Genomic DNA, 26,599 nt, shown 5'->3' with positions numbered 1-26,599 from the left:
GGGAACAGAGTTATGACTGCAAAGCTGGGTACCCTCACTATCGGCCAAGCGCCGCGGGCAGACATGACGCCGATTCTCGATGCGGTCCTTCGCCCCGACGTTCCGCGTATTCACGCTGGCGTGCTTGACGGGCTGACTAGGGATGAGATTGCGGCTCGCTTTGGGCCAGGGGACAAGTCACAGCTCCTGATCACTCGCCTCCTCGACGGCACGTCCGTTGTAATCGATCATGATGCGACTGAGGCAGGGGCAGAGGAGAAGGTTGCTTCTCTGGAGGCGCAGGGTTGTACCGCTATCCTGATGCTGTGCACCGGCACGTTCCACAAGCTGAAGACTAAAAGCGCTTGGCTTCTTGAGCCGGAGCGGCTGCTCCCACGATCAGTGGCAGCCCTGGTTGGTGATCGTCAGCTTGGAATTATTGTGCCGTTGCCCGAGCAGATAGAAAGCGAGAGCGGAAAGTGGGCTCATCTGGAGCGCTCACCGATCTATGCAGCGGGCTCCCCCTATAGCGATGACCGCACCGCCGTACCCAGGGCAGCCCAGGCCCTGCGCGCGCAGGGAGCGGAGGTCCTGCTGATGGACTGCATGGGCTTTACACATGCTCACAAGGACATGGCAGTGGAAGCAAGCCAGCTTCCCGTGATCTTATCAAATGCTCTGGTCGCCAAGCTCGTATCGGAGCTCCTGTGAGGGGACTGATGCGATCTTCCCTTGAACCAATGAGCGCCGGCGGACGCCGCGGAAGGCAGCTTGCATGAAACACAGCTCGGACGTTTGGCGGTTAGTCGATGAGAAGCGGCAAGACTTCATCGCACTCAGTGACCGGATCTGGAGCATGCCGGAGGTGTGCTACACCGAAGTCAGATCCTCAGCGGAGCATGCCACGCAACTCGAACGGCATGGGTTCCGCGTCAGTCGCAATGTCGCCGGAATCCCGACGGCTCTTACGGGCGAGGCTGGCGAGGGCGGGCCTATAATCGCGATATTGGGCGAGTACGATGCGCTTCCCGGGTTGAGCCAAGAGGCAGGTGTGGCGGAGCAGCAACCGATCGTGCCCGGCGGCAATGGGCATGGGTGCGGTCACAACCTCCTCGGCTCGGCCGCGATGCTCGCCGCGGTGGCTCTGAGGGATTGGCTCACCGAAAACGGCATTCCCGGTCGCGTGCGCTACTATGGCTGCCCGGCTGAAGAAGGCGGGGCAGCCAAGACATTCATGGTTCGCGCCGGCGTCTTCGCGGATGTCGACGCGGCGATCTCGTGGCATCCTTACGCCTTTACCGAGGTCATGCCCCCGGTGGCCTTGGCGAATACGCGGGTGGATTTCACCTTCATTGGCCGAGCCTCTCACGCGGCCGCGGCGCCACATCTCGGGCGCAGCGCGCTTGATGCTGTCGAGTTGATGAACGTTGGTGTGAACTACATGCGCGAGCATATGCCGAGCGACGCGCGGGTCCATTATGCCGTCCTCGATACCGGAGGCATTGCCCCCAACGTCGTGCAGGCCCATGCACGAGTGCGCTATTCGGTGCGGGCACGCGATCTTCGTGGGATGCGGGAGTTGCTTGAGCGCGTGCGCAAGATTGCCGAGGGCGCGGCCTTGATGACCGAAACTCGAATGGAGATGACCATCATCAGTGCGGTCTCTAATCTCCTGCCCAATCGACCCCTTGAGCGGGCGATGTTCAAGGTCATGCAGACGCTTGGGGTGCCCGACTTCGATACGGCGGATTTGAACTTCGCAGATGAGATCCAAGCGACCCTGTCGGAGGAAGATATCCTCTCGGCCTATCGCGTCGTTGGTCTGCCTCGCACGAACACCTCTCTCAGCGATCGTATTGTACCGCTTGACTCACCTCACGAGCTATCACCCGGCTCAACTGATGTGGGTGACGTGAGCTGGGTGACTCCTACAGTTCAGGCTCACTGCGCCGTCTCTGCGGTTGGAACGCCGTTCCATTCTTGGCAACTTGTGGCGCAAGGTAAGGCGCCGGCCGCTCATAAGGGCATGGTGCACGCCGCTAAAACTATGGCGGCGACCGCGGCGGCCCTGATTACGGACGAGACCCTATTAGAAGAGGCAAAGCAAGAACATGCCATGCGGTTGCAGGAGCAGCCCTACACGTGTCCGATTCCAGCCGGCATCGAGCCGCCGCTGTGGATGAGCACGGGCAAAGTCTAGTAGCTTGCTATTATGCGACGGCAGCCGTGGCCGGAATGCAGTATCCGTCAAACACCCAAGTTTCCGTCGATGCCACTCCAATAACCTGGCTATCGCCGGAAGTCGATCCGAGCATACGATGAGCCGCTGGGCTGACCGAGCTCGACTAACCCGCAAGTCGCGGCAGGCGTGGCACGCTGTCGATGAGCTGACGCGTGTAATCATTCTGCGGATGAGCGAATACCGCTTCGGTTGTCCCGTGTTCGAGCACTTTGCCTTGGTTCATAACAATTACGTGGTCACAGATATGGCGAACGACGGCAAGATTGTGGGAAATGAACAGGTAGGTGAGATTCAGTCTCTGCCTAAGCTCCTGCAAGAAGGTGATGATCTGAGCCTGCACGGAGACGTCGAGCGCTGAGGTTGGCTCGTCGAGCACAAGCAGACGGGGCTCAAGTGCTACGGCACGGGCGATGCAGATACGCTGCTTCTGACCGCCGGAAAGTTCGTGCGGATAGCGGTATTTGAAGGCTTTCGGCAAGCTCACGATATCGAGAAGAGCGTCGATCCCCCGTTCGAGTTCGATGCCCCGCAGCTTCGACTGGATCAAAAAAGGCTCAGCAAGGGCACTGTGGATAGTATGACGCGGATCAAGGGCTGAATGCGGGTTTTGGAACACGATCTGCATGTGACGGCGCATACGACGAAGCTCCTCGCCGGACTTGGCCGTCAAGTCCCCGCCCTCAAACATGATGCGCCCGGCTGTTGGCTCGATTAGTCTCATGACGAGGCGTGCGACAGTCGACTTGCCTGACCCTGACTCGCCTACGATGCCGAGGACATCACCGGCGTTGACGCTGAGCGAAACGTCATCGACAGCGCGGAACTCTTTGCCGCCCGAGACGAAAACCTTCGTGAGTCCGGTGGCCGAGAGAATCGGGTCGCCGATGGTATTGGGCTTAGTCGAGGGCGTGGTGACAGGCGACGACATGGTCGGCTCCGATGCTTGTCATTGCGGGCTTCTCGCTCGTACAGATCGTCGTCGCGCGGGGACAGCGCGGATGAAAGCGACAGCCCGAAGGGGGGTGGATCAGGTTTGGGATCGTACCCGGAATTGCTTCGAGACTCTGGTGATCGCCCTCAATGTCAGGAAGAGCAGCCAATAGCCCTTGGGTGTAGGGATGGCGCGGGCGCGTCAGAATGTCATTCGTTGCTCCCTGCTCGACCACGACACCCGCATACATCACGGCGACTCGCTGAGCGATGGCAGCGATCGCGCCCACATCGTGGCTGATCATCACAACCGTGAGGCCGAGGCGGTCGACGAGATCGCGCAGGAGATCGAGAATCTGGGCCTGGATCGTCACGTCCAGGGCCGTCGTGGGCTCGTCAGCAATCAGAAGCTTGGGCTCACCAGCGAGTGCCATGGCGATGAGGATGCGCTGGCGCATGCCGCCCGAGAGCTGATGCGGGTAGCTGGCCTCCACCCGTTCCGGATCGCGGATTTGCACCTGCTCCAGAAGCTCGTTGCAACGGCGGCGGCGCTCTTGGCGCGAGAGGGCAGGCCTGCCCAAGGCACGAGCGTGCGCCACCAGGACATCGGATAACTGGCGCCCGACCGTGAGAAGTGGGTTGAGGTAGGTCATCGGATCCTGGAAGATCATTGAGATCTTCACGCCACGGATCCGGCGCCACTCCGCCTCATCGAGCTCGTCGAGGGGCATAGAGTCGAAAGTCATCCGACCATTGGTTCGCCGGGCTCGCTGTGGACCGATACCGAGAATAGAACGAGCCAGAACAGTCTTACCGCAGCCGCTCTCGCCGACGATGCCGAGCGTCTCGCCCTGGGCAAGGGACAGGTTGATGCCATCCAGCACCTTCAAGGTGCCGTCAAAGGTGGGAATATCGAGGTGATAGTTCTCGATGCTGAGCAAAGCAGTCATCGGCTGCGGCTCCTTGGGTCGAGAATATCACGCAGCCCGTCGCCGAGAAGGTTGAAGCCTAGAACCGTCAGGAAGATGGCAAGGCCCGGAAAGAGGGAATACCACCACCAATCAGGCATGTAGGTGCGGGCCACGGAGATCATCGAGCCCCACTCGGGAAGGGGCGGTTTGGCACCAAGGCCGATGAAGCCAAGACTGGCAGCCGAGAGGATCGCCATGCCCATGTCCATGCTGGCCTTGACGATGATTGGCGTCAGGCAGTTCGGCAGAATGTGTCGCCGCAAAATCCATGGGGTGCTCGCGCCGAGGGCCCGTGCAGACTCAACGTAGAGCTCCTCTTTGACGGAAAGTGTTTTGGATTCCACGAGACGCACGTAACCCGGCCACCAAACGAGAGAGAGAGCAATCACGCAATTGGTGATGCCTGGGCCGAGCGCCGCCACAATCGTGAGCGCGAGCGCAAGGCCAGGAACGGAGAGGAACAGGTCCGTCACCCTCATAATCACCGCGCGGGTAACGCCACCATGATAGCCCGCGATGATGCCAAGCGGCACGCCGATACCAGCACCGACTCCGGTGATGATGAGCCCAATCCAGAGAGAGGTACGGGCACCCACGATGATGCGGGAGAGGATATCTGCACCCATCTCGTCTGTGCCGAATGGATGGGCAAGACTTGGCGAGAGCAGGCGCTGACTGAGATTGACGGCGCCTGTGGTGTCCTCCGGGTAGGGTGCAAGCACCGGTCCGAAGATGGCGAGGATCAAAAACAGCACCACGAGCGCAAGGCCGAGCATCGACGAGAAGCTGCCGGCAAAGAGATGGGCATAGAGACGCCATTGCCGGATCGTGCTTGCGTGACGCTCACGGAAGGACGGAATTTCCGGCGCCGTGACCGGGAGATCGGCTGACGTCATCGTGCGCTCCTCAGGCGAGGATCGATCCAGGCATAGGCCAGATCGACAAGCATATTGGTGATCATGAACAAGAAGCCAATCACGAGGGTTACACCCACCACCGGCTTGAAGTCTGATGCCAAGGCGGACGAGACAGCATAGAGCCCGATCCCAGGCCAATCGAACACAGTCTCTACAAGCACGGTCGACCCAAGCATCCAGCCGAAGCGCAGTCCGATCATGGCGATGGTCGGGAGAAGTGCGTTTTTCAGGGCGTAAAGCATGACGATCCGGCGAGAGTCGATGCCGTGCGCCCGAGCAGCGACGATGTAATCGGACTGTAGCACCTCGATCATCTCGGCCCGGTTGACCCGCAGAATCGAAGCCAGGCACGGGAAGGAGAGAACAATGGCAGGCAGAATGATATGCGAGAGCGCCTCCCGGAACGTCTCGAAGTCGCCTCTGAGAAGAGTGTCGACGAGCAGCAAGTGAGTAATCGGCTCCGGAGCGAGCGCAGTCAGCGGCAGTCGCCCAGAAACGGGCAGGAGTTCAAGACGCACCGCGAAGAACAGTTGCAGCAGGATGCCGAACCAAAAGGCGGGCAGCGCGACACCTGAAATCGAGAGAATGCGTGTCACCTGGTCGATAAAGCGATCCTTATAGACCGCAGACAGCATTCCAAACGGTACACCGATAAGAATGCCGAGCGTCATCGCGACGAGTACAAGCTCCAGTGTTGCGGGCACATAGCGCGCGAGCTCTTCCATAACAGAGCGGGTGGACACGATCGAGCGGCCCAAGTCGCCAGTCAGCAAGTCGCCCATATAGATGACGAATTGCTCGACCAGTGGACGATCGAGGCCGTATTCGCGCCGGATGGTCTCCACCATATCGTTGGTGGCGTCAGGGCCGGCGACGAGGCGCGCCGGGTCTCCCGGCGCGACATTGGTGATGATGAAGGTCAGTGCAGCCAGGCCCAGCATGGTCCCAATCAGAACCGCGACCTTGCGCAAGGTAAACAGAACCATCGCGTTACTCGCATTCCATAGGGATTGCCATGACCGGCCAAGCCCTCATTACTTTGCGTCAATCCAAAGCGGGTAGAGATCGACCTCGCCGGTAAAGCGAACTGGGCTGAAGACGAAGCCCTTCAGATAGTCCCGGTGAGCCCAGCGCCGGTTCTGCAGCATCCCGAAGACCTCGGGCTGATCCTCGACGATCTGGGTCTGGATCTCCGCATAGAGCTTCGCGCGCTCATTCCAGTCGCTCGTGCGCCGGGCAGTGTCGATCTTCGCTGTAACGTCCGGGTTATTGTAGAACGACATAGCGAAATACTGGCCGTGCGAATTCGGGTGGTACTGATATGCCACTGCATCTGGGTCAGTGGAGATCGGCGTCACAAAGACCGAGGTCATCGCCGGTGATGTTTCCACCTTTGCTCCCTTAGCCACCATGTTTGGCCACTGTTCCGGCCGCAGGTCCACCTTAATATTGAGGGGGGCCAGGTTGTCGAGCAGAAGCAGGCCAATGCGGCGAGCCTCCTCAAGGCCCGCGACATGATAGTATTCCAGTGTCACACCACCTTGGGGGTGCTGTGACTTGGCAAGAAACTCCTTGGCCTTAGCGAGGTCCTTGCGGGGAACAGACGGAACGCTGATGTGGCCGCGGATTGCATCCGGGAACGGGCTCGTTTGGAGCTTGGCCGCTCCGTTGTAAATCTGAACAAGGCCATCGTAGTCGAGCGCATGGGCAATGGCCTTGCGCAGGTTCTTGTCAGCAGTGGGACCCTGCTGGGTGTTAAATTTGATGCTGAAGGTCGTCATGCCAGGATAGTCCTGGATCGTGACGCCGCGCTGGCGGGCCATCTGCACGTAGTCGTCTGGCGTGAGTCCTTCGACGATGTCCGCCTCGCCACGCTGGAGCGACGCCTTCTGGGCGGCCGGCTCGCGGATGATGCGGTAGATCACGCCACCCGGCCGGTTGGCTTCGCCCTGCGGCCATCCCTTCCAGTAGTCAGCGACCGCCTCGACCTCATAGAGAACGTTTGGTTCCCACCGCTTGAGCTTGAACGGGCCGGAGCCTGCGGCATGGTCAGTCAGCCACTTCTGGCCGTAATCACCGTCGACCTCGTTCGCCTTCACTTCCTTGGGATTGACGACATACCACCATGGCAGGAACGACAGGAACGCAGAGTAGGGCGAGTTCAGCTTGAAGCGGATCGTACGCGCATCCACCACCTCGATGTTCTCAGGGGTCAGAAAATCCTTGAGCATCCAGGCCACGCCCTTGTTGAGCTTGAGCCCGCGCTCGAATGAGTAACGGATGGCCTCTGCATCAACCGGGTCGCCGTTGTGGAACTTGGCGTTGCCGGTGAGATGGAAAGTCCAGGTCTTACCGTCCTCGCTTGTCTCCCACCGCTCGGCCAACCACGGCTTAATCTCCGCCGGATTGCCCTCGTATTTCACTAGGGCGTCATAGACCGCCTGCTGCATCATGCGCGTCGACCAGTCGTAGCGCACATGGGGATCAAGGACGGGGATCGCCTGGCGCCCGCCGAATACCACGACCTTTCGGCCCTCGACCCGTTCAAAGGCCTCGGCCGGACCAGCCTGAAGCATGCCTACCATCAGGCTTGCTGCTGCGACTCCGTAAATCCAGTTGCGCATCCTCTTCACTCCTGTTCCCTTTTGGTTATGGACTAGCTTCAGATGATCTGCCGGACTGCTCCGGACACAATGCGGCGTGAGAGAAGCACAGGAGCCGAAATCGATTGCCGCGCAGCGGCGCGCATCGCCTCCGAGTATCCCATGCAGTGCATGACCACGAGGTCGCAATCGGCCAGAGCCGCAGCTCTCTCGGCGATGTCGTCGCCCGCGTAGGGAGAGGCGGCGACCAGCTTGGGAGTGCGAGAGAACACGTGTCGCTCGGGAAACTCCTCAACCTGACGTGCAAGCGGCAGGATCACGCCCAAACGCTGGGACGAAGCGGCCAAAGCCTCCACCATGGAGTCAACGACACGCTGCGACTCGATCATGAATGTCTGGCGTAGGGGCTTTACATGCGTGCCTGTGCAGAGCAACACAATTGCGTCGAAGCCTTGCTGGTCTATGCGCTCTAGGAGTTCCTCAAGGCGGATCTCAACCCGTTCTTTGGAAATGGTGACCTCATGCCCGTTCCGAAGGCGGGTTGCGAAGGAGGTTTCGCCAGGTGCAGGCACGAGGGCCCGGATCTCGTTTTCGGGAACGTCGTCGAGTGCACCGAACTCGTGAGCCTCGACGTCTCCTCCGATGTCCGCCAGCATCTCGGGGACGATGTCACTTCGAGGACTCTGGCCGATGGTTACGAATGCTAGTCGCAGCTTCTTCGTCATGATCCAGCTCTGTATTTCGAGACAACAGAGGCTAGCTTCTGAATTCGGTAGTCAGCTATAGGGGATTGCCCCTATTTGTAGCATGCTAAAGAACTAGGCAATCTGCCTCACAATCCTGGGTGTTCTGCCGAAACGATGAGCCTAATGAGGGCGCTCGTGGAGGCAACCTCCATCTTGCTCATGACCTTAGAGCGGTGGATTTCAACAGTCTTGGGGCTAATGCCGAGTTGGCGACCGATCGCCTTGTTGGACAGCCCTTCGGCCGCGAGCGAGAGCACTTGCCGCTCGCGAGGGGTCAGCCGCTGCAATCTTTCGGCCAAGATCGGCGCTGTATCGTAGGTTCGTGCTACGTCCTTACGGCCGTCGAGAAGCAGGCGCATGGCACCGGCCACCAATCGGCGGGCGAGAACTACCGGCTTCCCACTCGCCCGCGCCACCATGGTCCGATCAGCCTCGCTGAAACCGACAGAATTCAGCACGATGATTTCGCTTTCTGCCAGATCAACCAGTGCCCGCGCCAGAGCATCCCGATCGCCTGGTGACGCGTGGCTTACAAGGACACGGTAGGATGCCAAGGCAGGAATGCTAACCTCCTGCACCTGCTGGGCCAGAGGCTGTACGATCCCGATCGCGTCCCCATGGGCCGCGAGGGCAAGAATACCGGCCTCGATGGCGCGCTGTGCATTGACCGTTGGACACCGGCTTTCGAAATCTCGAAACAATCCGGTGGACAGAATCACCACAAGATCAAAATCGCTCGGCCCAAATTGGGCGAGAATACCCGCCAGGCGTTCTGCAACGCGGGGCTTGGAAACAACCACGTTGCTCCCATCCGAAAGGCGGGTGGCTAGGGAATGCTCCGACGGAGACGGCGCCAGCTCGACGATCTCACGGTCAGAGAGGCCATTCAAGGCTCCGAATTCCGTGGCAGCGATGGGCAGGTCGAGCTGCGCTAGGATTTCGGGGACAACATCCATGCGCGGCGTTTGCCCGACACTCAAGAAGGCTACACGCAACAAATGCGACTTCTCGGCTGAACTCACTATCATTGCGCCGTGGTCGAGCACCTAACCTATTCCTGATCTTACAGAATTTATCCCATAGCGGCGCGCCGAAACAAGCCACTTCGGGGCGGAGGATGCCAATCTAAGGCCAAACGGATTAGGTGCACACCCTTATTTCGGGGCCTTCACCAGCCCGGTATCGTCACCAGCCTAACCGGAGGTGACAGAATGATCCGCGAATTCGCAGCGGAAGAGATTGATCCGCTCGCTATCGGCGCCTGGATTTTAGGCACCGGAGGTGGTGGGAGTCCTTATCTTGCCCAGCTCAACCTGAAGCAACTTTATGCTGACGGAAAGACTTGCCGCCTGATTGATCCGCTCGCACTCGAGGATGACGATTACGTCGCCGTCGTCTCCAAGATGGGTGCGCCGCTCGTCGGCCAAGAACGCCTAGTCGATCCCGCCCATCTCGCCCGCTCTGTGCTGGTGATGGAAGATTACATCGGCAAGCAGTTCCGCGCGATCATGAGCGTGGAAATTGGCGGCGGCAACGCGATCTCGCCATTCCTTGCCGGGGCAGTCCTTGATCGTCCTGTGGTGGATGCGGATGCGATGGGCCGGGCCTATCCCGAGGCCCAGATGACCAGTTTCGCCATCGGCGATCTGCAGATGTATCCTTTGAGCCTGGTCGATTGCCGGGATAACGAGGTGGTGGTCACCCGCGCCGCGTCGTGGAAGTGGATGGAGCGGATCTCGCGCAAGGTCTGCACCGAGGTCGGCTCGACCTCAGCCACCTGCAAGGCTCCCCGTACCGGCAAGGAGGTCAAGGAGTGGGGGGTTCTCCACACTGTCACCAAGGCAACCCGCCTTGGGCAGGCCGTCCTGAAGGCCCGTGCAGCCCACGAGGATCCGATTGCCGCCGTGCTCGCGCACGAGGGCGGAAAAATCGTGTTCAAGGGCAAGGTGGCCGATGTTGACCGTCGCACGACCGGCGGCTTCTTGCGTGGCGCAGCCAAGCTTGAAGGGCTTGATACCGATCGCGGTAGCAAAATGGAGCTTGCGTTCCAGAATGAGTGGGCGGTCGGGTTCCGGGACGGTGAGCCGGTGGTGATGACGCCTGATCTCATCTGCGTGCTCGACACGGTCTCTGGGGAGGCGATCGGCACAGAGACGCTGCGCTACGGCCAGCGAGTGACGGTTATTGCCCTCCCGGCTCCAGAGATCCTGCTCACACCCAAGGGCCTCGACCATGTCGGTCCCCGGGCCTTCGGCTATGACCTTGAGTTCAAATCGGTATTCGCAGCATGAAACGCATCGGCATTGATGTCGGCGGCACCAATACGGATGCCGTCCTGATCGACTCCACGACAGTTCTCGGAGCTGTGAAATCACCCACTACGGCGGACGTGTTGTCCGGCGTGGTGAAAAGCATTGAGCAATTGGTTCAGAGCCATGCTGATGCGGTCCATGACCTCGACGCCGTCATGATCGGTACGACGCATTTCACCAATGCGGTAGTCGAGCGTGCCCGCCTTGACCGAGTGGCCGCGATCCGGATCGCCATGCCGGCATCGGCCTCGCTGCCTCCTATGGTCGATTGGCCAGCCGACCTACGTGAGGCCGTGAACCCGCTCAAGTTCATGGTCGAAGGCGGACATGAGTATGATGGGCGCCCACTCGTGCCACTGGACAAGGATGCCATTCGGGACGCTGCCATGCGGATCCGGGATGCCGGAATTACAGCGGTCGGTATCACAGCTCTCTTCTCGCCACTTACCGCGGAGTGCGAGATTGAGGCGGCGGAGATCGTCACTTCGGTTCTGCCGGAGGCTCGCATTACACTCTCGCATCGGCTCGGTCGCATAGGCCTGCTGGAACGCGAGAACGTTACGCTGCTCAACGCTTCACTCCAGAGCCTCGGGACGAAAACCGTCGACGCCTTTCGTAGTGCGCTCGCGAGCGTCGGCATCCGAGCTCCGTTCTATCTGACCCAGAATGATGGGACGGTGGTTCTGGCTGAGGTCGCGGCCGCAAACCCGGTCTACAGCTTCGCCTCGGGCCCAACCAATTCCATGCGCGGCGCGGCCTTCCTTTCCGGCCGGGACGAGGGAATGGTGATCGATGTCGGTGGAACGACCAGTGACATCGGCTATCTGGTCAACGGATTCCCGCGTGAGGCCAATAACATCGTCGAAGTTGGCGGTGTGCGTACGCTGTTCCGCATGCCCGATTTGCTGCCGATGGGCCTCGGAGGTGGCACCATCATTGATCCGGATACCGGCAAGATCGGCCCCCGGAGTGTCGGCTACCGTATTACCGAAGAGGCGCTCGTCTTCGGGGGCAGCACGCTCACGACGACCGATATCGCGGTTGCGGCCGGTTTGGTCGAGATCGGCGATAAGGACAGAGTCCGCCACCTGGACCGTGCGCTCGTCGCCAAGCACCTCGCCGGCATCCATGCCATGATCGAGGATGGCGTCGATCGGATGAAGACATCGGCTGGCGACACTCCGGTTATCGTGGTCGGCGGGGGCGCCTTCCTTGTTCCGGATCAGCTTGAAGGTGTCAGTGAGGTCATTCGCGTGCCGCATGCAGGCGTTGCAAATGCCCTTGGGGCTGCCATGGCTCAAGTCTCTGGCGAGGTTGATCAAGTCTTCTCCGGACTGACGCGGGATGCTGCTATCGCCGCAGCTCAAGAGATCGCAACTAGCCGAGCAGTGGAGGCCGGCGCTGATCCGAAGTCGATCAGCTTGGTTGACGCGGAAGACATCCCAATTGCGTATCTTCCGGGAGACGCACGCCGCGTTCGAGCCCGTGTTGTCGGAACCATCAGCACGCCACGGGTGCGGCTCGTCGCTTAGTTTCTGCGATCAGACGACGTACTAGATCCGTCTGAGACAACGAGACTATAGCCGTTGAGACGCCGGGGCATGACGCTGCTCCAGCCAGCGCATAGGTCTTCCAAGCCTATTTACTGTGAAGATGACAAGGCCTCGGAATTCTCCGAGGCCTTCTTTGTAGGGCAGCTCGGCGGAAATGGGATATATGGGAGAGGTCGCACCATGCCTCACGATGGCTGGACATGAGTACACAGCGGTGGTACACACGAGTAATTCAAGGGCATGCTAAGTCTTTGATTTTGCTGAGGTACCAGGTGCAAAGGTACAATCCTCTCCTGGGCACCAACCCTTTTCTAAGGGGTTGATGTAAAATCCCCAACTCATTCGATCCGAGCCAATGCGAATGCATTGTGCTCTCGCCGCGTGCTCACGCTCTGGCTATCGCCCAAGAGGGCCTTGAGAGGGATCGGTTTCGAGCCATCTAGTCCCTGGAGGCGCCGCATTTGGTTCGCGCGCCCGCCCGGTGTGGATCTCGGGCGGAGGCAGCGATCCGGCCTGGGGAGCATAAAGACAGATGGCGAAAGATCCGTTCCTTCCTGTCGACGGCGAGGCCCGCGGGCTGGCGAAGGCGCTGTTGCGCACTGTGCGCTCCGGGGCTCTCGCCACCAACGACGCTGAAACAGGCGTGCCGTTTGCGAGCCTCGTGCAGGTGGGCACGGATCTCGACGGCTCGCCGGTCATTCTCACCTCACAGCTGTCGGTTCATACCCGGCTGCTCGAGGCCGATCCGCGCTGCTCGCTGCTCCTGTCCTCCCTCGGCAAGGGCGACCCGCTGGCCCATCCGCGCCTGACCCTGCTGGCGCAGGCGCACAGGCTTGAGCGGGAGACCGACGCGGCGCGGCACATCCGCCGGCGCTACCTCCGGCAGCATCCGAAGGCCGAACTCTACGTGGACTTTCCCGACTTTGCCTTCTGGCGCCTGGAAGTCATGTCGGGCAGCCTCAATGGCGGCTTCGGCCGCGCCTATCGCATGGGCCAAGAAGACCTGCTGGCGGATCTCTCCGGGTTCTTCGACTTCTACGATTTCGAAGCCGATGCGGTCGCGCACATGAACGAGGATCATGCTGAGGCTGTGGCGCTCTATGCGACCCGGCTCTGCAGCGCCCGCGAGGGCGCCTGGCGCCTGATCGGCATCGACCCGGAGGGCGTGCAGATGGCGCTCGGGGACGAGATCCTGCGGCTGACCTTCCCCAGGGCGCTCGCCGGCCCGCACGAGGTGCGGCCGATGCTCATCCGGCTGGCGAACGAGGCGCGAAGCCGGGCTTCTTAAGGAAAGCGCCGCAGCCCTGTGGCAGAATGGGCCTTGCCTTGAGCGTGTGGGAGCCGCATCAAGGGATCGGATCGCGCAACAGAATCCGCCCGGTCTGCCGCTCCAGGAATCCCATAAGTCCACGATGCGCCCCACCCTTCTTCCTCCATCCATCCGCTCGATCCTCGCGGCCATTGCCGATGCGGGCACGCGGTTTTCGCGCAACGACGGCCTTGCCATGGCAAGCCACGTGGCGCTCTCCCTGGTGATCGCGCTGTTTCCCTTCCTGATCTGCGTTGCGGCCCTGGCGGCGCTCCTCGGCGCCGGGCGGATCTCGACTCATATCATTCACCTGCTGTTCGATTTCTGGCCCGAGGGAGTCGCAGGCCCGCTGGCGCGGGAGGCCGACAAGGTTCTCATCCCCCGCAGGAACGTGCTGACGATCAGCATCGTGCTGACCCTGCTCGTGGCCACGAACGGTGTCGAGAGCCTGCGCATCGCCCTGTGCCGGGCTTATGGCGTCGAGCGCTTCCGGCCCTGGTGGCAGGCCCGGCTCATCGGCGTGGGCTTCGTGCTGATCGGCGCGGGAGCCCTGGTGGCCTGCGCGGTCCTCGTGGTGCTGTGGCCGTCCTTCTGGCGCGCCGCCGTACTCTCCATGCCGGACCTGAAGACCCTGGGACTGACCTACAACGTGGTGCGCTACGGGCTGGCCTCGACAGTCCTGGTGGCCGGCCTCGTGGCCACCCATCTCTGGCTGCCGGATACCCGGCCCCATGCGTGGAACGTGCTGCCCGGCATCGCCGCGACCTTGATCCTGTGGCTTCTCGGCGCCAGCCTCTACGGCGAGTTCCTGGCGAACATGACCCATCTGAAGGCCACCTATGCGGGCCTTGCGGGAATCCTGACGGCGCTCATCTTCCTGCAGATCTCGGCGGCGATCTTCATCTTCGGCGCCGAGCTCAACGCTGCCCTGCGCCGGCGGCGGGATCCGGCCGACGATCGGGCTTCAGCAATCGTGGAAGCGGCGCCCGTTTCCGTCCCGCAAGTCTAGCTCACGCCCTCGTCCTGCTTCCTCTCGCAATCCCGTTTCGGACTCTGCTGCGGAGGCCCCTTGGCCTTGCACCCAAGCCGCCCCGGTCAGGGATCCGTTGAAGCCGCTGCCCAGACGCGGTACAGCCTGTCTCATCACTTTCTGGATGTTCCATGACCGTACGCTTCCATCGCGGCGATCTGCCTGCGCAATACGACCCGGGCTCCGCCATCGCCATCGACACCGAGACCCTGGGCCTCAACCCGCATCGGGATAGGCTCTGCGTGGTGCAGATCTCCACCGGGGACGGCACGGCGGACGTGGTGCAGATCCTCAAGGACGGCCCTCTGCCGGAGAACCTGATCCGCGTGCTGTCCGACGAGAGCGTGCTCAAGATCTTCCATTATGCGCGCTTCGATCTCGCGGTGCTCTTCCACACCTTCGGAATCATGCCGCGCCCGGTCTACTGCACCAAGGTCGCCTCGCGGCTCGTGCGCACCTACACCGACCGCCACGGCCTGAAGGATCTGGCGCGCGAGCAGCTCGGCGTGGAGCTGTCGAAGCAGCAGCAATCCTCCGATTGGGGCGCCGACACGCTCACCCCCGCCCAGCTCGATTATGCGGCCTCCGACGTGCTGCACCTGCATGCCCTCAAGGAGAAGCTCGACCGCCTGCTGGAGCGGGAGAACCGTCTCGGCATTGCCCATCAATGCTTCAGCTTCCTGCCGACCCGGGCGCAGCTCGACCTCCTCGGCTGGCCGGAGACGGATATTTTCGCCCATTCTTGACGCGCACTTAAACTTTACCCCATAAAACCCCTGTCCGTCATAACATCGCCACGTCCGTCCGGCATGGCGCGGGTCCGATTGTGAGGCGGAAGGGGTTTGGCAGTGGCGGTAATCCAGGGCACCACGATGCGTGACGGCCCGGCCTTGAGGCCGGCCGCCCGGTCGACGCGCGCCTATGCCAAGGCCCGCCGCCATTCCCGCTGGGTGAGCTTCGCCAAGGTCGCTATTCCCCTCGGGTCCCTGATCGGCATGGGCGCGGTCCTCTTCGTGGCCTATTACGATCCGTTCCGGAACATCGAGAACCTGAGCTTCGGCTCCATCGGGGTGAGCGGCACCAACGTCACCATGGCGAGCCCGAAGCTGACCGGCTTCAAGAACGACAACCGCCCCTATGAGGTGACCGCCAGCGAGGCCACGCAGGACGTGCGCAAGCCCGACCTGGTGCAGCTCAAGGATCTCAAGGCTCGCGTCGTCACCGATGATCGCGGCAGCGTCGCATTGCTCCAGGCTGCAAGAGGTGTCCTGGACACCAAGAAGGAGCAGATGCGGCTGCGCGACAACATCGTGGTGACCACGGATGCGGGCCACGAGGTCAAGCTCCAGTCGGCCTTCGTCCAGTTCAAGTCCGGCAACGTGACGTCCAACGAACCCGTCACCGTTTCCTTCGGCAACGGCTCTATTGAAGCCGACAAGCTCAGGGTGAAGGACAACGGCAAGGTCATGAGCTTCGAGGGCCGCGTGCGCACCGTCATCGAGCCGTCCCGCTCCGCTCCATCGTCCAAGGACGCCGCCGGCACAGGCTCCACGACGCCCGCATCAGTCACCGCGCCCCAACAGACAAGTACCCGTCCATGATGAGTTTTTCACGCGCAGCCCTCGCCGTCGCGCTTCTCGCCTCCGTTCCGATGCAGGCCGCCTGGGCCCAGGCCGGCAAGGAGCGCGCCGTCGGCTTCGGCAATTTTGGCTCCAGCAAGGAGCCGATCAAGATCGACGCCAACAAGCTCGACGTCTTCGACAAGGAGGGCCGCGCCGTCTTCACCGGCGACGTGGTGGCGGTCCAGGGCGAGAGCACTATGAAATGCACCGTCATGACCGTGTTCTACGAGCAGCGGGACCAGAACGGCGGGCAGGCGGTGCCTGCTCCTGCCGCGCAGGGCGCCGACGACAGCGCGATCAAGAAGATCGACTGCAAGGGCCCGGTCACCATCGTGTCCCGGACCCAGGTCGCCACGGGCGAGAACGCCACCTTCGACCGCGGCTCCAACAAGATCCTGCTCACCGGCAACGCCACCCTGAGCGACGGGCCGAACGTCACCAAGGGCGAGCGGGTGCTCTACGATATCAACACCGGCGTGGCCAATATCGAGACCACCCCCGGCGGCCGGGTGAGGGCGTTGTTCGTGCCCGGCAACGGCGGCCCGGCCCCCACGGGAGCCGGCGGAGCCGCCCAGGGCAACGCCAAGCCGAAGCCCGCGCAGAAGCCGGCCACCAACTAAGGCGGGAGGGTTCCTCCCGCTTCTTCCTTTCATCATCAGCGACGATCCTGTGAAACCGCTTTTCAACCGTTCCCAACCCGGTCCCTCGGACGTGAGCCTCCTCGAGCCCCATGCGGCCGGGACGGTTTCCCATGGCTTCTCCCGGAGCGAGGACGAGGGCGTCTTCGGCGGCGCCGGCATCCTGGCCGTGAAGGGGCTGCAGAAGAGCTATCGCGGCCGCACCGTGGTGCAGGACGCGGGACTGCAGGTGCGCGCCGGCGAGGCCGTCGGCCTGCTGGGCCCCAACGGCGCCGGCAAGACTACGATCTTCTACATGATCACGGGCCTCGTCGCGGCGGACCGCGGCGTCATCAGCCTCGACGGCCACGATGTGACCGGCCTGCCCATGTACCGCCGCGCGCGCCTCGGCATCGGCTATCTTCCCCAGGAGGCCTCGATCTTCCGCGGCCTCAACGTGGAGGACAACATCCGCGCCGTGCTTGAGATCGTGGAGCCCAGCCGCAAGGAGCGCGAGCGCAAGCTCGATGCGCTCCTCGACGAGTTCAACATCACGCGCCTGCGCAAGTCACCCTCCATCGCCCTTTCGGGTGGCGAGCGGCGGCGCTGCGAAATTGCCCGCGCGCTTGCGGGCGAGCCGACCTTCATGCTCCTCGACGAGCCCTTCGCGGGCATCGACCCGATCGCCGTCGGCGACATCCAGAACCTCGTGCGGCACCTGACCCGCCGCGGCATCGGCGTGCTCATCACCGACCACAACGTGCGCGAGACCCTGGGCCTCATCGACCGCGCCTACATCATCCATTCCGGCCGCGTGCTCACCGAGGGCACGCCCGACGCTATCGTGGCGAACGAGGACGTGCGCCGCCTGTATCTGGGCGAGGATTTCCGTCTCTAGGACCATTCCGCTTTTGACGTTGGGCGAGTGACCGACGTAAACCTATGGGGCATGCAGGAAGCATGCCTTTTCGGGTGCGCTCATGAGTGCGATGCAACGGCTGGAGCTGCGCCAGGGCCAGTCCCTGACCATGACGCCCCAGCTCGTTCAATCCATCAAGCTGCTTCAGCTCTCCCACGCGGAGCTCGCCGCCTATGTGGCGGCCGAGCTCGAGCGCAATCCCCTCCTGCAGGAGGGCGAGACCCGCACCGACGCGCCGAGCCTGGGCCTCGCGGACTTCCTGCGCGCCAAGGAGAAGGCGCAAGCTCAAGGCTACCGGATCGTTCCCGGTCCATCACCGTCGCGGGACAAGGCCGCTTCGGGCACATCTGGCCCGGCCCATGGCGAGATCGGTCCCGAGCTGGAGGAGACGCTGGCCCGCACGGGCAGCCTGACCGAGCACCTGGAGGCGCAGCTCGATCTCGCCACGTCCGATCCCCGCCTGCGCAGGATCGGCGAGCACCTGATCCACAGCCTCGACGAGGCCGGCTACCTCAGGGAGGATCTCGCGGAGATCGCCTTTCGCCTGGAGGTGACGCCCGCCGGTGTAGAGGCGGCGCTGCGGCTGATCCAGACCTTCGAGCCCTCCGGCGTCGGCGCACGCCACCTCGCCGAGTGCCTCGCGATTCAGCTCAAGGAGCGTGATCGGCTCGATCCGGCCATGCAGACCCTGCTGGAGAATCTCCATCTTGTCGCCCGGCAGGATTTTGCCGCCCTGCGGAAGGCGTGCGGCGTCGACGGGCAGGATCTCGCCGGCATGCTGGCCGAGATCCGCCGCCTGGAGCCCAAGCCCGGTCTCGCCTTCACGCCCGCCAGAATCGACCTGCTCGTGCCGGACGTGCTGGTCCGGCCTACGCCCGACGGCGGCTTGGCGGTCGAGCTCAATCCCGAGACCATGCCCCGCATCCTGCTCAACCGCACCTACTACGCACAGGTCGCCAAGGTTCTGCACAAGGACGAAGACAAGTCCTTCCTGTCCGATTGCCTCCAGACGGCGAACTGGCTCACCCGCAGCCTTGAGCAGCGCGCCAGGACCATCCTGAAGGTCGCCGCCGAGCTCGCCCGCCAGCAGGAGGAATTCTTCCGCGAGGGCATTGCCGGGTTGCGCCCGATGACGCTGAAAAGCGTGGCGGAGGCCATCGGCATGCACGAATCCACCATCTCCCGGGCGGCGGCGAACAAGGCCATTGGGACCGAGCGCGGCACCTATCCCATGAAGTTCTTCTTCAGCGCCGCCACGGGAGAGGGCGAGCATGCCGCCAAGGCCGTCCGTCACCGCATCGGTCAGCTGATCGGGGCCGAGAAGCCCGAGGCTGTGCTCTCCGATGAGGCAATTGCCCAGAAATTGAAACGGGAGGGGATTCAGGTCGCCCGCCGCACGGTGGCGAAATACCGGGAAGCTCTGAGGATCCCGTCCTCGTCCCAGCGTCGCAGGCGGCACGGTCGCGAAGCTTGACCGGTCAGGCCTGAGATTTCAAGACTTGCATTGCCCCCCATTCGGATCATCATCTCCAAGCGTCATCCCTGAAGGGTTGCAGCCAAGCAAAGGTGCCCACGTGAGAGCGCCAAGATGAGGAGAATACGATGACATTGAGAGTGTCGGGGAAGAATCTCGATATCGGCGAAGCTCTCAGGTCCCAGGTCCAGGCCCGGATGGCCGGCGCCCTGGCGAAGTATTTCGACGGCGGCTATTCCGGCCATGTGACCGTGACCCGCGACGGCAGCGGATTCCGCACCGATTGCGTGCTTCACCTCACCTCCGGCATGACGCTCGAAGCCTCCGGCGCCTCCAGCGACGCCTATGCCAGCTTCGATCAGACCGCCGCCCGAATCGAGAACCGCCTGCGCCGCTACAAGCAGCGACTCAAGGACAAGTCCGGGATAGGCCAGCGCACCGGCGGCATGGAGGTGCCCTATGCGGTTTTCGAGGCGCCGAGCGACGAGACGCTCGAGGAAGAGAGCTATCATCCTATCGTCGTAGCCGAGACCACGAAGCCCCTTCACGCCTTCTCCGTCAGCGACGCTGTGATGCAGCTCGATCTCACGGGAGCGGCCGCTCTTGTGTTCATCCACGCTAGCACCGGGCGCGTGAACGTCGTATATCGCCGCGGCGACGGGGCGATCGGTTGGGTCGATCCGCCGCTTGCACAGGCTTGAAGGACACTACCCCTTTTTGGCCCAGTTCTTGCGTGGAACGGTGAGAGGCCTTCCAGGCTTCACATCCAAATGCAGCGTGATCGATGCCCTTGCTGGATTTTCTAGACCCTCAGGCCGTCCTGCCCGCCTTGCGCGTCAGCGGCAAGAAGCAGGCTCTTCAGGAACTGGCCTCCCATGCGGCCCGGCTTACGGGCGTTTCCGAAGGTGCCATCTACGAGGCCCTCCTGCAGCGGGAGCGCCTCGGCTCCACCGGAATCGGCGAGGGGATCGCCATTCCCCATGGCAAGCTGCCGAACTTGGCCCGGATTTTCGGCCTCGTGGCGCGGCTCGACAAGCCGGTGAATTTCGAGGCTCTCGACAGCCAGCCGGTGGACGTGCTCTTCCTGCTCCTGGCCCCGGAGGGCGCCGGCGCGGATCACCTGAAGGCCCTGGCGCGGGTCGCCCGTGTCCTGCGCGAGCCCGGCCTGATCGAGCGGGTGCGTGCCACCCGGGACGCCGAAGCCCTCTACGCCATCATGACCGAAATGCCGAAGGCCGCCTGAAACCGGCAGGTTTCCGCTTCTAACCTAACGTAAAGATATCTTTAAGACGTCCCCCGCAATCTTGCCGCAACGTTAAGAGGGGATTCGGGGGCAATGGCGTTCTTGGCTCGGTTGAAGCAACCGTCGGTGCGGATGCGCGTCGCGACGTTGAGTGGCGTGATGGTGCTTGGCTTTGCGGTCATCGGTGCGGTGTTCCAGACGGGTCGCTCCGAGGTGGAGCAGGCCCTTCTGGCGCAGCAGACCTATTCGGCGCTCGCCGAGAAGGCCAACGGGTTCCGCGGCCGGGCCGACGGCCTGAAGGTGGCGGCCGGCGAATGGACCACGAGCCGGCTCAGCCACCATGGCCAGGCCTTCCTGGATCAGCACAAGGCTCTGACTGCCCAGCTCGACGAGATGAGCGCGGCACCGGGCGCCATCCTGATCGCGCCCGAGATTGACGCCCTGAAGCAGCATGCCTCCGCCCTGCTCAGCCAGGGCAAGGCCCTCGACAAGCTCTATACCGGCATCGGCACCAAGCCCGACGAGGGAGCCCAGGGCCGCCTTCTCAAGGCCGAAGCCAACCTCGAGAAGCTGGTGCGGCCCCTGACGGGCAGCGGCGAGACCATCGCCTGGCGCCTGTGGGCGGCTATGCTCGGCATGTTCAACCAGGAGGCCCGTGCTCGGATCCTGCTCGAGGAGAGCATTCTTGGCGCCTTCGAGGTCGAGCAGGGGCGCTTCACCCGTGCCCTCGCCCAGCTTTCCGGTGAGCTGGCCAAGGAGAAGGCTGCCGTCGAGAGCGCCAGCGTTTCGTACCAGGAGGCTTTCCATGCCTGGGGCGAGCTGGAGCGGGAGGTGGCCGGCCAGAGCGAGAAGTTGATGGGGCAATTCGACCTGCTGGTGCCGGTGCTCGATCAGCTGCTCGCCAAAGTGCGCACCGAGGCGCACAAGACCGAGGCGCAGCTCACCGCCTCGCAGCAGCGCACCTTCGCCCTGATCCTCTGGGCCATGGGCGCGACGCTTCTCTTCGGCCTGATCCTGAACTTCATCGTAGGACGCTCGATCTCCCTGCCGCTCACCCGCCTCCAGCAGGCGATGCGGCGGCTCGCCGACGGCGACGCCTCGGTCGAGATTCCCTCCACCAAGGGGACCGACGAGATCGGTGCCATGGCCCGCACCGTGCTGGTCTTCCGCGACAATGCCCGCGAGCGCGAGCGGCTCACCCGGGAACGCGAGGGCATGGCGGCTGTCGATGCGGAGCGCGCCCATGCGATCTCCAACGCCATCATGGCGTTCGACGCCACGGTCGAGCAGATCCTGGCCGAGGTCCGGGACGTCACGGGCGACCTCGCCAAGGCCTCCGGCCAGCTGGAGGGCTCGGCGAACCACGTGACGCAGCAGGCGCAGATCGCCGGCTCCGCCTCCCAGCGCACCGCCCAGAACATGTCGGCGGTGGCGAGCGCCGCCGAGGAGCTTGATGCGTCCCTCTCCGAGGTCGCGGCCCAGACGAACGCTTCGGCTAAGGCCTCCGAGCGCGCCGTGGCGGAGGCTCGCGGCGCTTCGGGCAGCATGTCGGTTCTCTCGTCGGCCACCTCGCAGATCGGCGAAGTGGCAGGCCTCATCCGCTCCATCGCGGCGCAGACCAACCTGCTCGCGCTGAATGCGACCATCGAGGCCGCCCGCGCCGGCGAGGCCGGCAAGGGCTTTGCCGTCGTGGCCAACGAGGTGAAGGATCTGGCGGGCCAGACCGCCAAGGCCACAGAGGAAATCGCCCGGCAGATCGAGGCGGTGCAGGCCGCCTCGCGGGAGACCCTGGTGGCGCTGGGCACCGTGCAGGCTTCCGTCGAGGATCTGGCGGGGGTCGTGTCCACCGTGGCCGGCACCGTGAGCCAGCAGACGGCGGCCGTGTCGGAGATCGCCCATTCGGTGGCCCAGGTGTCCACGGAGGCGCAGGCCGGCACCTCCGCGATCGAGACCACCCAGGGCGTGGCCCTGCAGTCTCTCGACGCTGCCCGGACCGTCGCGGATCTCTCGGTGGCTCTGGAGCATCAGGCGCAACGCCTTGGCGCCGAGATCCACCAGTTCCTCAACAGCGTGAAGGCCGCTTAGTGAACTCTATCGGCCGGGCTTCAAGGCTGCCCGGCCATCTCCCAGACGAGCTGGACATTGGCCGTGTAGCGGATCGTCGCCGGCGGCACGATCGGCACCGACTCAGACCCCTTGGACATCGCCATGGACATGCGCATGTCGGGCTGCGGCTCGAAGGGCTGGGCGGAGCCGTCCCGGATTTCCAGCAGGCGGCCGAGCGAGACGCCCGCCGCAGTGGCGTAGACTTCGGCCTGTCGCCGGGCGTCCCGCACGGCGGCTTCGCGCGCCTTGTCCGCGCCCTCCTCCTGCCGGTCGAGGCCGAAGGAGACCGACTGGAACGTCATGTCGCCGCTCGCCAGGATCTCGCCCGCGAGACGCCCGACGCCGTCGAGATCGCGGGTGGTGATCCGCAGCTGATGATGGGCGGAAAACTTCGGCGTCTTGATCTCCTTGCCGTCGGGGCCGACCTGCTGGGGCGTCTGGAAGACCTGGAAATTGGCGGTCCGGATGTCCTCCCGCTTGATGCCGAGACCCTGGATGCGGGCGAGCACCCGCTCCGTCGCGGTGCTGTTGGCGGCGCTCGCCTGCGCCACCGTGTCGGCCTGTGTTTCCACCGTCACATGGATGCGCGCGAAATCGGGCTTCAGCTCCGCCTCGCCGGTGCCCATCACGCTGATCGTGGGCTGGCGCGGCGCGGGGGCTTGAGCCATGGCCGGAAAGGCGAGGCTCATGGCGAGGAATACGACGGCTACGGAACGCATGACGAAATGTCCTTTTCCGAAAAGAAAAGCCTCGCCTAAAGCATCGGACCCAAAAGTGGCTTCCACTTTTGGGCCTACTCCGATGCTTCATTCTCAAAGAGCGCATCGCTCGCGCGGAAAACCGAGTCCACTTTTCCGCACGATGCGCTTGGGCGAGGCTTGGCGGGCGCGCAGACTGTGCGCAACCGAAGCTGAGCGCCGGATTAACGGCCGGTCTTCACCTTGGTCCAGAGCCGTGTGACGGTGCGCTGGGCGCGCTCGTCATAGGCCGTGTTGGTGAAGAGCCGCTTCATGGTGGCCTCGTCCGGATAGATGCCGGGATTGTCGAGGATCTCCTTGTCGATGTGCTGCTTCGCGGCGAGGTTGCCGGACGCGTAGGACACGAAGTTCGTGTTCATGGCGGCGATCTCGGGACGGAGCATGAAGTTGATGAACTCGTGCGCCTCGGCCACGTTCTTGGCGTCCGCCGGAATCACGAAGCTGTCGAACCACATCAGCGCGCCCTCGCGCGGAATGACGTAGCCGACCTCGACGCCGTTCTTGGCCTCCTCGGCCCGGCTCTTGGCCTGGATCATGTCGCCCGAATAGCCCACCGCCACGCAGATGTCGCCGTTGGCGAGCGCGTTGATGTACTCGGAGGAGTGGAACTTCTGCACGTTGCCGCGGATGCGGAACAGGGCGTCGCCCGCCCTGTTCAGATCCTCGATGCGCTTGGAATCCGGATTGAGGCCGAGATAGGCGAGCACGCCGGGAAAGAGATCCTCGGGTGAGTCCAGCATGTAGATGCCGCAGCTCTTGAGCTTGGCGGAAATCTCCGGCTTCATCACCAGGTCCCAGGTGTTGAGCGGCATGTCGGGCCCAAGGATTTCCCTGACCTTCTTGACGTTCACGCCGATGCCGGTGGTGCCCCACATGTAGTTGACGGCATATTGATTGCCGGGATCGAACACGGCCAGACGCTGCGTCACCTCCGGCCATTGGTTGGCGAGGTTCGGCAGCTTGGACTTGTCGAGCTTCTGGAACACCTTGGCGCCGATCAGGCGCTGCACGAAGGGCCCCGACGGCACGACGATGTCGTAGCCCGACTTGCCGGCGAGCAGCTTGGTCTCGACGATCTCGTTGTTGTCGTAGGTGTCGTAGACCACCTTGATGCCGGTCTGTTTCGTGAACTCATCCAGCGCCTTCGGGTCCACGTAGTCCGACCAGTTGTAGACGTTGACCACACGCTCCTGGGCGGCGGCGGCGGTGACAAGGCCGAGGCCCAGAGCAACCGAAGCGAGAAAACGGAACATCAGGGGGTGGAACTCCTCGAGATGAGAGAAAAGCCATGAGCGGCCACGCGCTCAATTGAAATCCTATTGCCCCGCGCGTCAAGGCTGTTTGGGCTGGGCCGCGCGCCATTGCAGGAGGCGCTCGTAAGCCGAAACGGCTTCCTCGTAGCCTGCCGAGCCGCGGATCCTGCTCAGGTCGCCGACGGGGCGGCGCAGCTTCGCGTTGAAGCTCACGCCATCGAAGCCCGCATTCGCCCCGCAATACAATCTCCGGCAGGCTCCCTCGGCATCGTCGAAAACGATGCTGCCGCCCTGGAGCCGCACGGAGAACGTACAGGCCGGCCAGGGGTCGTCCTCGCCCGGAACGCTGCGGTAGACCAGCCGGGAACCTTCGGCTTCCGCGATGCCGGAGAGCGTGCAGGCGTGGTGGCCGTTGATCTGCGCGTTGATGTAGAAGCGTCCCTGCCCATGGGGAACGATCTCGAGGACATGCTCGGTCCTGAACGGGCGGCTGGGGTTGGGGAAATCGACCGTGACGGGAACGCGATAGATGCCCGTCAGGTCATTGGTCGTCAGGGGCTCGGCCCGAGCCGCTGCCGGGCCGAGCGATAGAAAAACCGACAGGAGCCTGATGAGCTGCATCGCGCATCCGCGTCCGGTCATGGTTCTCAGCGCGCTTTCCTGACCGCATCGGCCAGCCGCTCCAGGCCGGCATCGAGCGTCGCATCCTTCTTGGCGAAGCAGAAGCGCACCACGTTCTTCACCGCGCCCTGCGCGTAGAAGGCCGAGACCGGGATCGCCGCGACCCCGTGCTCCATGACGAGCCGGCGGCAGAAGGCGACGTCGTCGGTCTCATCCAGGGGCGCGATGTCGATGTTGACGAAATAGGTGCCCTGGCTCGGGATCACGTCGAAGCCCAGCGTCCTCAAGCCATCCGTGAAGCGGTCGCGGCTGCGGGCGAAATTCTTGCGCATATCCTCGAAGTAGGCATCGTCCTTGGCAAGCCCGTAGGCCACCGCGGCTTGAAGGTTCGGCGCCGTGGTGAAGGTGAGGAACTGGTGGGATTTCGCCAGCACCTTCATGATGTGCGGCGCGGCGCACACGAAGCCGACCTTCCAGCCCGTGAGGCTGAAGATCTTGCCTGCCGAGCCGATCTTCACCGAGCGCTCGCGCAGGCCGTCGAGCGCCAGGATCGGCCGGTGCTGCCGGCCGTCGAACACCACGTGCTCCCAGACCTCGTCCGAGATCGCGATGGCGTCGAAGCGGCGGCAGAAATCCGCCAGCAGGTTGAGGTCCTCGTCCGAGAAGGTCGTGGCGGTCGGATTGAGCGGGTTGTTGAACAGAACCGCCTTGGTCTTCGGCGAGAAGGCCTGCGCCAGCGCTTCTTCCGTCAGGCGGAAATGCGGCGGCTGCAGGGTGACGAATTTCGGCACGCCGCCGGCGAGCCGCACGAGGGGCAGATAGGCGTCGTACATGGGCTCGAACAAAACGACCTCGTCGCCCGGCTCCACGATGCCGAGGATCGCGCCCGCGAGCGCCTCCGTGGCTCCCGACGTGACCATCACTTCCGTGTTCGGATCGAGATCGACGCCCTGCCAGTGCTTGTAGTGCGTGGCGATGGCCGAGCGCAGCTCCGGGATGCCCATCATCGACGGGTACTGGTTGTAGCCGTTGAGCACCGCGTCCGCCGCCGCCCGCCTGACGTCCTCCGGTCCGGGATCGTCCGGAAAGCCCTGGCCGAGATTGATCGCGCCGGTCTCCCGGGCAAGGCTCGACATGACCTCAAAAACGGTGGTGGGCAAGTTGGCGAACAGATTGTTCATGCCGCTCTCTCAATCGGGGGTTTCTGGTGTGCCGATCTGCTTCGTATCATGGAGCCGCGGCAGATCGAACCGGGATTCCTCTCAAAAAGACCAGCGCCCTGTGGCCCGCAGCGGGTGCTGCGAGCCTGAAGGTCAGTCGAGGGTGGCGCGTCGGGCAGCCCGGCTCGATGTGGTGTTGGTAAGTGAGAGCCAGACTGCTCGTCACGCGCGGTT

At 63.2% G+C, this 26,599-nt stretch carries 25 protein-coding genes; 14 read left to right on the top strand and 11 right to left on the bottom strand.

Annotated elements, in window-relative coordinates; translation table 11 throughout:
• The first annotated feature begins 12 nt into the window (after positions 1-12).
• Both JAO75_RS17375 and JAO75_RS17370 read left to right on the top strand, forming a co-directional pair.
• Positions 13-690 carry an AroM family protein gene (locus JAO75_RS17375; protein WP_199050404.1) on the top strand — a complete coding sequence of 226 codons (678 nt, stop codon included), beginning with the start codon at positions 13-15 and terminating at the stop codon, positions 688-690.
• 64 nt (positions 691-754) lie between these two features.
• Complete coding sequence (locus JAO75_RS17370) at positions 755-2,179, top strand: M20 family metallopeptidase (RefSeq protein WP_199050403.1); 1,425 nt, start codon at positions 755-757, stop codon at positions 2,177-2,179.
• A 145-nt stretch (positions 2,180-2,324) separates the two neighbouring features.
• Here the strand turns inward: JAO75_RS17370 and JAO75_RS17365 are convergent, their stop codons facing one another.
• The 7 genes from JAO75_RS17365 to JAO75_RS17335 form a co-directional block, all read right to left on the bottom strand.
• Positions 2,325-3,149: an ATP-binding cassette domain-containing protein gene (locus JAO75_RS17365; protein ID WP_199050402.1), complete on the bottom strand. Its 825-nt coding sequence runs from the start codon at positions 3,147-3,149 to the stop codon at positions 2,325-2,327.
• Entirely contained in the window at positions 3,118-4,101 is a 984-nt protein-coding gene (locus JAO75_RS17360; protein ID WP_199050401.1) for an ABC transporter ATP-binding protein, read from the bottom strand. Before JAO75_RS17360 ends, JAO75_RS17365 begins: the two co-directional genes overlap by 32 nt.
• Positions 4,098-5,018: an ABC transporter permease gene (locus JAO75_RS17355; RefSeq protein WP_199050400.1), complete on the bottom strand. Its 921-nt coding sequence runs from the start codon at positions 5,016-5,018 to the stop codon at positions 4,098-4,100. Before JAO75_RS17355 ends, JAO75_RS17360 begins: the two co-directional genes overlap by 4 nt.
• Positions 5,015-6,025, bottom strand: coding sequence for an ABC transporter permease (locus JAO75_RS17350; RefSeq protein ID WP_199050399.1), 1,011 nt, complete (start codon positions 6,023-6,025; stop codon positions 5,015-5,017). Before JAO75_RS17350 ends, JAO75_RS17355 begins: the two co-directional genes overlap by 4 nt.
• Before the next feature lie 48 nt (positions 6,026-6,073).
• Positions 6,074-7,663 carry an ABC transporter substrate-binding protein gene (locus tag JAO75_RS17345; protein WP_199050398.1) on the bottom strand — a complete coding sequence of 530 codons (1,590 nt, stop codon included), beginning with the start codon at positions 7,661-7,663 and terminating at the stop codon, positions 6,074-6,076.
• 38 nt (positions 7,664-7,701) lie between these two features.
• Positions 7,702-8,367, bottom strand: coding sequence for an AroM family protein (locus JAO75_RS17340; RefSeq protein WP_199050397.1), 666 nt, complete (start codon positions 8,365-8,367; stop codon positions 7,702-7,704).
• Between the two features lie 107 nt (positions 8,368-8,474).
• Complete coding sequence (locus tag JAO75_RS17335) at positions 8,475-9,434, bottom strand: AroM family protein (RefSeq protein WP_199050396.1); 960 nt, start codon at positions 9,432-9,434, stop codon at positions 8,475-8,477.
• A gap of 165 nt (positions 9,435-9,599) precedes the next feature.
• Between JAO75_RS17335 and JAO75_RS17330 the strand changes: the two genes are divergently transcribed.
• From JAO75_RS17330 to JAO75_RS17275, 12 genes are all read left to right on the top strand, one after another.
• Positions 9,600-10,679, top strand: coding sequence for an S-methyl thiohydantoin desulfurase family protein (locus tag JAO75_RS17330; protein WP_199050395.1), 1,080 nt, complete (start codon positions 9,600-9,602; stop codon positions 10,677-10,679).
• A complete protein-coding gene (locus tag JAO75_RS17325) occupies positions 10,676-12,232 on the top strand; it encodes a hydantoinase/oxoprolinase N-terminal domain-containing protein (protein WP_199050394.1) in 1,557 nt (518 codons plus the stop codon). The genes JAO75_RS17330 and JAO75_RS17325 overlap by 4 nt, the downstream gene beginning before the upstream one ends.
• Before the next feature lie 553 nt (positions 12,233-12,785).
• Positions 12,786-13,541 carry a HugZ family pyridoxamine 5'-phosphate oxidase gene (locus JAO75_RS17320; protein WP_199050393.1) on the top strand — a complete coding sequence of 252 codons (756 nt, stop codon included), beginning with the start codon at positions 12,786-12,788 and terminating at the stop codon, positions 13,539-13,541.
• Between the two features lie 124 nt (positions 13,542-13,665).
• Complete coding sequence (locus tag JAO75_RS17315; RefSeq protein ID WP_199050392.1) at positions 13,666-14,571, top strand: YihY/virulence factor BrkB family protein; 906 nt, start codon at positions 13,666-13,668, stop codon at positions 14,569-14,571.
• Positions 14,572-14,723: 152 nt separating this feature from the next.
• On the top strand, positions 14,724-15,338 hold the full coding sequence (locus JAO75_RS17310; protein ID WP_199050391.1) for a ribonuclease D: 615 nt from the start codon (positions 14,724-14,726) through the stop codon (positions 15,336-15,338).
• A gap of 102 nt (positions 15,339-15,440) precedes the next feature.
• Positions 15,441-16,193, top strand: coding sequence for an LPS export ABC transporter periplasmic protein LptC (gene lptC / locus JAO75_RS17305; RefSeq protein ID WP_199050390.1), 753 nt, complete (start codon positions 15,441-15,443; stop codon positions 16,191-16,193).
• Positions 16,190-16,834: an LptA/OstA family protein gene (locus JAO75_RS17300; RefSeq protein WP_199050389.1), complete on the top strand. Its 645-nt coding sequence runs from the start codon at positions 16,190-16,192 to the stop codon at positions 16,832-16,834. The genes lptC and JAO75_RS17300 overlap by 4 nt, the downstream gene beginning before the upstream one ends.
• A gap of 31 nt (positions 16,835-16,865) precedes the next feature.
• Complete coding sequence (lptB, locus tag JAO75_RS17295) at positions 16,866-17,729, top strand: LPS export ABC transporter ATP-binding protein (RefSeq protein ID WP_199050446.1); 864 nt, start codon at positions 16,866-16,868, stop codon at positions 17,727-17,729.
• 82 nt (positions 17,730-17,811) lie between these two features.
• On the top strand, positions 17,812-19,224 hold the full coding sequence (gene rpoN, locus JAO75_RS17290; protein ID WP_199050388.1) for an RNA polymerase factor sigma-54: 1,413 nt from the start codon (positions 17,812-17,814) through the stop codon (positions 19,222-19,224).
• Positions 19,225-19,352: 128 nt separating this feature from the next.
• Positions 19,353-19,925 carry a ribosome hibernation-promoting factor, HPF/YfiA family gene (hpf, locus tag JAO75_RS17285; RefSeq protein ID WP_199050387.1) on the top strand — a complete coding sequence of 191 codons (573 nt, stop codon included), beginning with the start codon at positions 19,353-19,355 and terminating at the stop codon, positions 19,923-19,925.
• An 83-nt stretch (positions 19,926-20,008) separates the two neighbouring features.
• On the top strand, positions 20,009-20,467 hold the full coding sequence (ptsN, locus tag JAO75_RS17280; protein WP_199050386.1) for a PTS IIA-like nitrogen regulatory protein PtsN: 459 nt from the start codon (positions 20,009-20,011) through the stop codon (positions 20,465-20,467).
• Between the two features lie 93 nt (positions 20,468-20,560).
• The gene (locus JAO75_RS17275; protein WP_199050385.1) at positions 20,561-22,552 is read left to right on the top strand and encodes a methyl-accepting chemotaxis protein; all 1,992 of its coding nucleotides are present in this window, start codon (positions 20,561-20,563) and stop codon (positions 22,550-22,552) included.
• Positions 22,553-22,572: 20 nt separating this feature from the next.
• On the opposite strand, the gene JAO75_RS17270 is transcribed toward JAO75_RS17275, so the two are convergent.
• The 4 genes from JAO75_RS17270 to JAO75_RS17255 form a co-directional block, all read right to left on the bottom strand.
• A complete protein-coding gene (locus JAO75_RS17270) occupies positions 22,573-23,292 on the bottom strand; it encodes an SIMPL domain-containing protein (protein ID WP_199050384.1) in 720 nt (239 codons plus the stop codon).
• A gap of 203 nt (positions 23,293-23,495) precedes the next feature.
• On the bottom strand, positions 23,496-24,584 hold the full coding sequence (locus tag JAO75_RS17265; RefSeq protein ID WP_199050383.1) for a polyamine ABC transporter substrate-binding protein: 1,089 nt from the start codon (positions 24,582-24,584) through the stop codon (positions 23,496-23,498).
• Positions 24,585-24,662: 78 nt separating this feature from the next.
• Entirely contained in the window at positions 24,663-25,226 is a 564-nt protein-coding gene (locus tag JAO75_RS17260) for a hypothetical protein (RefSeq protein WP_199050382.1), read from the bottom strand.
• Positions 25,227-25,231: 5 nt separating this feature from the next.
• Positions 25,232-26,386 carry an aminotransferase gene (locus tag JAO75_RS17255; RefSeq protein ID WP_199050381.1) on the bottom strand — a complete coding sequence of 385 codons (1,155 nt, stop codon included), beginning with the start codon at positions 26,384-26,386 and terminating at the stop codon, positions 25,232-25,234.
• Between the last annotated feature and the right edge of the window lie 213 nt (positions 26,387-26,599).

The organism is Microvirga splendida, assembly GCF_016427565.1.
Classification (GTDB): Bacteria; Pseudomonadota; Alphaproteobacteria; order Rhizobiales; family Beijerinckiaceae; genus Microvirga; species Microvirga splendida.
This window is presented reverse-complemented; position numbering and strand designations above follow the sequence as displayed.